7 protein-coding genes and 1 tRNA gene are annotated in these 8,690 nt (G+C 46.9%); 4 read left to right on the forward strand and 4 right to left on the reverse strand.

Annotated features, from left to right (window positions below):
• Nucleotides 1–37 precede the first annotated feature (37 nt).
• Both WCK19_RS12465 and WCK19_RS12470 read right to left on the reverse strand, forming a co-directional pair.
• Nucleotides 38–1,939 (reverse strand): hypothetical protein, encoded by a 1,902-nt coding sequence (locus WCK19_RS12465; protein WP_342397712.1) that lies wholly within the window; start codon nucleotides 1,937–1,939, stop codon nucleotides 38–40.
• Nucleotides 1,940–1,942: 3 nt separating this feature from the next.
• Entirely contained in the window at nucleotides 1,943–2,350 is a 408-nt protein-coding gene (locus WCK19_RS12470) for a hypothetical protein (RefSeq protein ID WP_342397713.1), read from the reverse strand.
• Nucleotides 2,351–2,453: 103 nt separating this feature from the next.
• Here WCK19_RS12470 and WCK19_RS12475 point away from each other — a divergent pair, with 103 nt between their 5' ends.
• Nucleotides 2,454–3,125 carry a thiamine diphosphokinase gene (locus WCK19_RS12475; protein WP_342397714.1) on the forward strand — a complete coding sequence of 224 codons (672 nt, stop codon included), beginning with the start codon at nucleotides 2,454–2,456 and terminating at the stop codon, nucleotides 3,123–3,125.
• A gap of 8 nt (nucleotides 3,126–3,133) precedes the next feature.
• On the opposite strand, the gene WCK19_RS12480 is transcribed toward WCK19_RS12475, so the two are convergent.
• Together WCK19_RS12480 and WCK19_RS12485 are read right to left on the reverse strand one after the other, a co-directional pair.
• Entirely contained in the window at nucleotides 3,134–3,910 is a 777-nt protein-coding gene (locus tag WCK19_RS12480) for a nucleoside phosphorylase (protein ID WP_342397715.1), read from the reverse strand.
• 2 nt (nucleotides 3,911–3,912) lie between these two features.
• Nucleotides 3,913–6,267 (reverse strand): glycoside hydrolase family 31 protein, encoded by a 2,355-nt coding sequence (locus WCK19_RS12485; RefSeq protein ID WP_342397716.1) that lies wholly within the window; start codon nucleotides 6,265–6,267, stop codon nucleotides 3,913–3,915.
• Nucleotides 6,268–6,387: 120 nt separating this feature from the next.
• Between WCK19_RS12485 and WCK19_RS12490 the strand changes: the two genes are divergently transcribed.
• From WCK19_RS12490 to WCK19_RS12500, 3 genes are all read left to right on the forward strand, one after another.
• A tRNA-Glu gene (locus WCK19_RS12490) sits at nucleotides 6,388–6,460 on the forward strand.
• Between the two features lie 396 nt (nucleotides 6,461–6,856).
• Nucleotides 6,857–7,993: a sortase gene (locus WCK19_RS12495; RefSeq protein ID WP_342397717.1), complete on the forward strand. Its 1,137-nt coding sequence runs from the start codon at nucleotides 6,857–6,859 to the stop codon at nucleotides 7,991–7,993.
• A 23-nt stretch (nucleotides 7,994–8,016) separates the two neighbouring features.
• On the forward strand, nucleotides 8,017–8,690 hold a 674-nt coding region (locus tag WCK19_RS12500; RefSeq protein ID WP_342397718.1), incomplete at its 3' end, for a hypothetical protein.

Genomic DNA, 8,690 nt, shown 5'->3' on the forward strand with positions numbered 1-8,690 from the left:
CGACTTTATTGGGATGCGCCACCGCGTATCCCTTTTTTTATTTCGGTAAGTTCACCAAGTTAAAATTTTGCCACAAAATATCGTTGCGGCATTCATTAATTCTAATGTTGAAATGTAGCGGATTTTTATGAGCGGTTGGTGCGGGCAGGATAAAGAGATAGCGCAGGTATCGCCCATCCGCGCTCAGGTCAAAGTTATAGTAACTATCCGGTGTTTTGTCGTCTTCAGACAAGCCAATTTCGCTTAATGTCTCAGGTTGCTGAAAATCATAGTTGGTCAGTACATCCATTTGCAGATACAAGGGTGCAGCCTTAGACTCGAATCCGGGACTCTGTAAACTGAAAGTGGTTTTAGCTCCGTACACATAGTAATAAAACCCGCGCTTATTCTCGCAACTCAAGTGAGACGAATCTTCCCATTTCCACCCTTGCGTGTTACAACCGGAAAAATCCCAGCTTTTGCTTTCAGTGGAGGGGTTTTGCTTATTTTGACGGGAAACCGCATACACAAAGTTGCTCCGCAATGATGGAACGTTTTTATCCAGTATGTACCGCACGAACCATATATGACTGGAATATGCGCGACGGTAATCAACCTTTAAGTTGGCAGTGCGGTTATAACCGTTTATTCCGGGCTTTACTAATAGTTGGGTGGCATCGTTCAAGCCATTTCGCCATAGATACGCGCCGTTATAGCTGTCAGGCAGCCCCTCGTAATAGATGGTATCGCCGGGAGATAGCGGCAAATTAGCTTCTTTTACTTGCTCTATTGTGTCGTTAATCACTGCGCCGGATTGCCACCAAGGCAATAACGCTAACGTCAGACCCGCTACGATTGAAACTAAAACTGTGCTGGCAGGAAGCGTTGCCTTTCTGATTTGAAGCAAATTGAAACACAAGCCTAACGCTAGGCAGAACCCGGCAGAGGGCAGGTATAGATTGCGTGATTGCAGCAAGGCAGTGGTTACGGGTGATGTGTCAAGCGCGGGTAGGTAGCTCAGGTAAAACAAGCCCAACGCCGGAAGCAGTTGCCTGATTTGGAATGAGCGATGCCGCCATAACAGATACCCCAAACGGATATACCCGGCAATCAGTAAAGCGGCTATTGCCAGTGCGGGAATTAGCCCCACACTTTTCAGATTTAGAGGGAAAAACAACGGAATTACCGCGCCGAGCGTTCCGTTCCAGATAATGAAGAACAGGTCGTGTCCGTTGTTATTGTAACCTCCAACACTGCCTAATACCGCGATTCGCAATGCTAGATACAAGCCTATTACCAATCCATAAGGTATCAGGTATAGCAAAACGGTTTTGGAACGTGCGCCCGGTTTGTTTGTCAGCCAGCCAACTACCAGCAAAACCAATGGAAAGGTTATCGTCGACTCTTTTGAGAATATTGCCCCGCCAAACATCAGCAACGACAATAGATATAGCCACAATTTCCCGCTCTCAAAAAAGTACAAACCTGCCAATAATGCCAGCAAAATGAAGAATGAGGCGATTAAATCGGGGCGACCAGAAATCCAGACCACTGCTTCGGCATGAATAGGGCTTAGGGCAAAGAGTATGCCTGTTGCCAGCGCAACCCGCCGATTTTTTGCCAGCGTTTGCGCCAATAAACCGACCAGCAAGCTATTGGAGGCATGCAATAACAGGTTGGTAAGGTGATAGCCCATGGGGTTTAAGCCCCATAGGTTATAATCAAGCCACCATGCTAGGTTTGGAATTGGGCGGAAAAATTGGTTTTGGGTATGCTCGTAGAAGGGATGCCCCTCCGCAGTGAAATGAATAAATACAAAATCCTCACCGGAAAAATTGAAGCTCAGGCAAGCGCCATAGCCCAACAAGGCGAGAAGCGGTACAGATAACCACCACCAAATTCGCTTCTTCGCGTCTGGCTTTGAATCTGGCTCTACTGCTTTGGTAGGAACAACTTGCATGCTTTAACTGCTTAAAAATCCGTCCTCGTCATACTCAGGTTCAGGTTCGAGGCTACCACCCGCTTTCAGGCGTTTCAGCAATTTGGCTTTGGCGGTTATATGTGGCAGGTAAAATTCGACTTCAGGGAAATTCTGATTAATAAAACTAAAAGCTTCTTCCAAAGGGTCGCCCTTTACACTATCCGGTAGAGGAATTGACCTGTCCGGAGTAGCAGGGTTGGTGGCTTTTCCTTCCACCCATACAAACCCCAGTTCTCGAAGCGCAGCTTTAAATTGCGCCCGCCGGAAATCTTGGGGACGTGCTGCGCCGACCAATGTTCGGAAGGCGCGTTCGAGCCTGCTATCAGTATCTCCACTTTGCAGGTTCGGGAACTTTTGCTTTTTTTGATCTGATTGCCCACTTTTAGCCATACTCTAATTCTACCATGATTGACTATGCGCTCCCCTTTTTATACAATCCCTTTTCGAGCGGTACAAAATTAAATCCTGCTCAAATCCAGAAGATTGGAAAGTTATGCGCAAGGCGATTATTTTAGCTTATGTAGCGCAACCCCTTAATAGTTCTCGGCTGAAAAAGTTTACGCAAGATGCGGTAGCCGCAGGTGCGCTTTTGATATGCGCTGATAGCGCCGGAGAAGCCGCTTTGGAATGGGATTTGCTGCCTCACTGGTTGGTTGGCGATATGGATAGTATTGCTCCAACCGTTTTGCGTGAATTGAAGGCGCAACCTTCTGTTAAAGTTGATATACACCCTGCCGAAAAAGACGAAACCGATCTTGAATTGGCAATTGAGCGGGCTTTGTCAGAAGGCGCCTCTGCTATAACCATCGTGGGTGGCGTAGGTGGACGGCTAGACCATACACTTGGCAACCTGTACTTGCTGTCAATGCCAAGCCTTGCCCGTTCCAAAGCTTGCGCCCGTATCCTGTCCGAGAACGAGGAGATTTTCCTTTTACGTCCTGACAATTCCCCGCTGATTTTAGAAGGCAAAAAGGGTGAACTGGTTTCGCTTTTCCCGTTTAATGGGGCTGCCACAGGCGTTTATACCGAGAATCTTTATTACCCTTTGCGCCACGAAACGCTCTATTTTGGTCCTTCGCGTGGAATCAGCAATGTGATGTTGTTTGAGAAAGCCGAAATCAGCCTTGAAGAAGGCTGCTTGTTAGTAATCCACACCTTTGCTTAAAGTTAGATTTATACTTGAAGCAACGTTGCCTTTGCTGCTTCAAACAAACGGTATAAGCTTTCCTGTACCAAGGGCGAATCGAAATGCGGATACCATTTCAAATCTGCCAGCGAATCGCTAATGGCGAAAGCGGTTGCTAATTCTACCCCTCGACATTGCGCCACTGCACAAAGGGCAGCTGCTTCCATTTCCACCGTATAAACCCACTCATTCTGATAATGACGCGCTTCAGCTACGGTTTCACGATAGGGCGTGTCAATTGTCCATGTCGCGCCTTCCTTGAAAGGAACGCCTGTTTTTTCTAGGCTTTGCTTGAAGGCAAGCGTTAAAGCGGCAGAAGGCAGCGCATATTTTCCAGATTCGAGATAATGGTGTGAGACTCCTTCATCCCGGATAGCGCGATTGCACACCACGATGTCGCCGATTTTTGCTTCTTGGCGGAGGCTACCGGCAGTGCCGATGCTGATAAATTTCTTTACGCCCTGCGCTATTAGCTCCTCCATAATGATAGCGGCTATTGGCGCACCTATGCCAAACCCGCCGCAGATAGCTACTCGATTTTCGGTACTTTTGAGCAGGTGAAATCTAGAGCCAGTAACCTTGAGTGGCTCGGTTTCTTCGGTTTCTAGCGCTTGTTTGAGCAAGGGTTGCTGGTAACAAAGAATTACTCCCACGTTTAGGTCTTTTTCGGGAATAGCCTTGCGGCTGCGTGCATATTTTACGTAATCTTGCGGCGTGATGAATGCTTCCAAATCATGCTTACCGTCATAGTTGGGATAGGGCATAGCTAAACCTCTATCTGCCAGTTTCCGGTGTCATGTGGCAATTGGTAGCTACGTGCTTCACCTTCGCTATGTACCCATATCTCGATAGCACGTGGAGTAGGCGCGTATTGCCCTTGACGCTGTGCCGAAATTTTCGCCTTTCCGTTTTCGATAAAGCACTGGAAGCGCGTCAGGCAAAAATCGCCGCGTTGGTAGCCAAAGCTATGACCGTCATCCTCGTATAGCGCTCCGGTGGCGTTTCCATTAGCATCGGGATAAACTTCTAGTGTTATTAAATCTAGCGGTTTCTCGTCACTATACTGCATTTCAGTACCAAAAGGTACAATGGTTCCGCCGCGCATAAACATAGGGATTGTATCTAACTCGGCTTCCACCAGCCTGTAACCGGGTTTGGTCAAGCGTTCGTCACTCCAAAAATCGTACCAGACCCCTTCAGGCATATACACGGCGCGGGTGGTTTGTCCGGGGCGGCAAATAGGCGCAAGCATAATGGCATGCCCCACCATTACCTGATCTGAAATCTGGTAAGTTGTAGCGTCGTCTGAGAACTGGTAAAAAAGCGGTTGCCAGATAGGTGCGCCCGTTTGCGAGGCAGTGTAAAATAGCGCGTAGAGATAGTGCATCAAGCGGTAGCGTAGAGTTAGAGCGCGGCGGCTTATTTCTTCCACTTCGCTGCCCCATGTCCAAGGTTCTTTCTGAGATACTTTCTCAACGCTGTGACCGCGCGAGAAAGGATAGAATGCGCCCAATTGTATCCAGCGGGCGAATAGTTCAGGTGTACCATGTCCGCCAAATCCGCCAATGTCCACGCCCGAAAAACCAACCCCCGATAAGCCCCAGTTGCAAATCTCCGCGATACTCATTTCTAAATGCTCCCACAATGTGAGGTTATCGCCCGACCAAACGGCGCTGTATCGTTGGATACCAGCAGCCCCAGAACGAGTTAGCATAAAGGGGCGTTCGTTCGGGTTAAAGCGCAACATAGCTTCGTGTGTGGCTCGATCCATCAAGAGACCATACACATTTTTACCTTCAGCGAAAGTGATACGCTCTTGCTGGTCGCCCATAGGCGCATCCAGCGGCGGACTGGCAACAGGGTTTTGGGGTGTGCCAAAAGGATATTGACTAATGGCAGGTTCATTCATATCGTTCCAGATACCTTTTACTCCTGCGTCTAACAGTTCTTTATGCTGGTCGCCCCACCATTTTCGCACATCGGTACGGGTAAAATCAGGGAAAACGCTCGTACCGGGCCATACACATCCGGTATATTCAGTTCCGCTCGGGTTGGTAATAAAGTAACCCTGCGCCGAACCTTCCGAATATACATGATAGCCGCCTTCAGGCTGGCACTTGACACCGGGGTCAATTATTGTTACAACCTTAAAACCTTGCGCGTTCAAGTCAGAAACCAACTTTGCCGGATTAGGGAAGGCACTTTTGTTCCAAGTAAAAACCCTGAATTCATCCATATAGTCAATGTCTAAATGAATTACATCAGCGGGGATGCTTTTCTCCCGGAATTGGTTGGCGATACCATGCACAATCTGCTCGTTCTTGTAACTCCAGCGGCTCTGGTGATAGCCTAACGCCCAGCGTGGCGGCATGGGCATTCTACCTGTCAGTAAGGTGTAACGTTCCAGCACTTGTGCCGGTTTAGGTCCGTATATAAAGTAGTAGTCCATTTCCCCGCCTTCAACCTCGATACTGTACTGATTCGAGCGCGGGTTTCCCATATCGAAAGCGGTACGGTGGGTGTTGTTCAGATAAATTCCATAACAGCCGGTTTCCTGTCGTAGCGCCATAAAGAACGGAATCGCTTGATATAGTGAATCCGCGCCGGGTCCATGGTCGGAAGTATATTGCCATGGGTCGGTAGTCCAGCAGGTATAGCGCCTACCGCGCTTGTCCAGCAACCCGCTGCGTTCACCGAAACCGTAATAATGCTCATCTTCCGGCATCGTTTTGTGCCAAATGGTTTTGCCATCGGCTTCCCAAAAGACTCCACCTTCGCTGCTATCCTCGCTAATCAGCAATCCTTGCTTGTTCAGAATTGAAATCATTGCGCCTGAATTACTCAGTTTGAACAGCAGTGCCTCGGTAGTTAATTCGATTCCATCGGGTGTTGTGATAAAAGTATAGGGTACAGCCGGAAAATCCTCATCGGGGCGTGTCACCGACCAACTCCGGCGTGTAGCAAAAGCGCCGCCCTGCGCCAGCCTGAAACGCACCATATTTTTATCAAGCGTTGTTATAGATAGCGCTGCTCCTTCATAGTCCAAAAATAAAGACTGACCTTGCTTCCAGAAACCTTTGAGTTTTCCCGGCTTCTCGGCTGCTAGAAACTGTGCAGACATAACAGCTAACCCTTTCTATCTAGGTTGGTAACTTTATTTATAAAATATGCTTTTGGAGCAACTTGCGTGTTTTACGTTGTCGTGATATATTATAGGGGCTTTCGAGACACGTCAAATTGTGCGCGTATCGTCTAGAGGCCTAGGACACCGCCCTTTCACGGCGGTAACCGGGGTTCGAATCCCCGTACGCGTATCCTCTTTTTTTCGTTCTATTATACTTAATTTCCTCTATCCAGCAATAAAAGATAGCTCTTTCAGCCTACACTTAAGTTTATTTCTCCGAAGTGAAAATTTGGAAACTGAATAAAGAAAAGTAGAATAAAGCCAACCTCATATTAACTACGGCTACTATAAATACTAGCATATGCTCTTAATATTTTAGAGTTGCCCACTTTCTTTTGGGGTCAGTTACTATATGTATTAGCACAAAATATATAAATGTGATTGCACTTTTTGTACTGAGCATAATATACTATTGCAATACTGAGCTTGTTATGTTATGTTATGTTGAGAGATATATTAGTTATGTTTACTGAAAGCTCACCTGCGCTGCAAAAATGCGTAGCATCAGAACGGTCGGGCAGTTTGGATGCAAGGCGATGGAGTACAAAATCAATCCGCGCAGAACTTTCCTTCCAACCCTTCTATCAAGGGTAGATTAGACCTATCCGCTGAAGAAGTCGAAAGACTTTCTCAGGTAGAGCGCGAAATTTGGTTGGCAAAGAAGCAACTAGATGAGCAGCGTCGCTTACGATTGCGTCATGAAGCTGGTCGCAAGCCTGTAAATCATACACCGGATATTTTAGCAATTCCTGTTGAAATTAAACAGGATGTATTGCTAGATTGCAAGCTTGAGGATACAAAACGTGCTTCCGAACTTGCCAAATTTGGAGATGATCAGACCCGCCGCTTTAAACCGCCCGAATTCCAAACCGTTCGTGATATTTCAGTAAAAACCAGAGCCACAAATAATTCACGTTCGCTGCTTGATTTTGTTGGTTGGACTCTAGAAGGTTTAGTAATAATTGCGGTACTGGTAGTAGTGGGCAATTGGGCTTTGCAACAGTTCGGAATTTCAATTGATTTTTCCGGTTCTGATCACAGAAATGCCAGCCCAAGCCGCTCGGATGGGCTTTTTCTGAATGTGATGGCGGAAGGCAATATCTATGTGCCGCCAACATCTACGCCCTTGCCAGTACCACCTACACCTACCTTACGTCCTTTGTTGTCGGTTGAAACGCTAAGCGCCAGCCAAATAGCTATTGTGCCTACTCCTACGCCCTATATTGTTCAGGCAGCACAGGCTCAACCCGGCAAATCCAGATTTGCGCCCCCTACTCGGTTGGTAGTACCTAAAATCGGAGTAGATTCAGCGGTTCAAGAAGTGATAGTGAATCTGGGTAATTGGCAGGTAGCAGATTATGCGGTTGGGTTTCATCAGGGAACTGCTAATGCTGGAGATAGCAGCAATATGGTGCTGGCAGGGCATCGTGACATCAGAGGCAGTATTTTTCTGCGGTTGAATGAATTGATACCGGGAGATGAAATTAAGGTATATTCCAACGCTGGTTCTTATCGCTATATTGTTTCAGAAATTATAGAAGTATTGCCAACTGATGTGCGTGTTATGTTGCCTACTTCCGAAGGAATGGCAACTTTAATAACCTGTACACCGGTGGGGTTTGCCACCAAAAGATTGGTAGTTAAAGCTAAATTGGTCGGGTGATTGGTCAAGGGAGAGACAAACCTATGAACTGGGCTAAAAAAAAGGGTTCTCCTGCTAAGAAATCAAATTCAAAGAATAATAATATGCAAAGAATAAACAGCAAAAGACGCAAACGATTAAATTGGACTAAGTGGGAAATTGCAGGGCTTGCTCTTTCCTTGCTTTTGATAATATCACCTTTGTTGAGTTTTAGCGCGGCTTTGGTTGTACCGGGCGTAGCGGGCGCTCAGGTTGCCCCTCCCCCTCCCGGTTTGCAAAATGTTAGTAAAGGAGTAAGCGCTTCGAGCGTTACTCCGGGCGGTAATATTTCTTTCACTTTTATGTTCAAAACTAGGGCTAACAGCGGTGACCAAACCCTTGTAACGATTCAGGATAATCTCGCCGCAGATATGACCTGTACGGGTGCCTCGGTAACTACAACTAATGCAAATATCGCCAGCGGTTCTTCTACTTTCCCTGTTTCAGGTACAATGGTGTTGATATTGGAAGTTATTTCGACAGTTAATATAAATGTTCAAGTTCAGGTTGATTGCATTGCGCCTACTGTTTCCAATTCCTACACCAATCAATTTTCAGCCGATACTGCTAATGCTTCCAACCCATTTACTACTTCTCCATCGGTCTTGTCTACTATTGTGAATTTCACGGTTGCAGGTGTAGCACCAACAGCAACGGCAACGGTAGCCTCCACGCCAAC

It is taken from the genome of Candidatus Chlorohelix sp., assembly GCF_037138995.1.
Lineage (GTDB): Bacteria > Chloroflexota > Chloroflexia > Chloroheliales > Chloroheliaceae > Chlorohelix.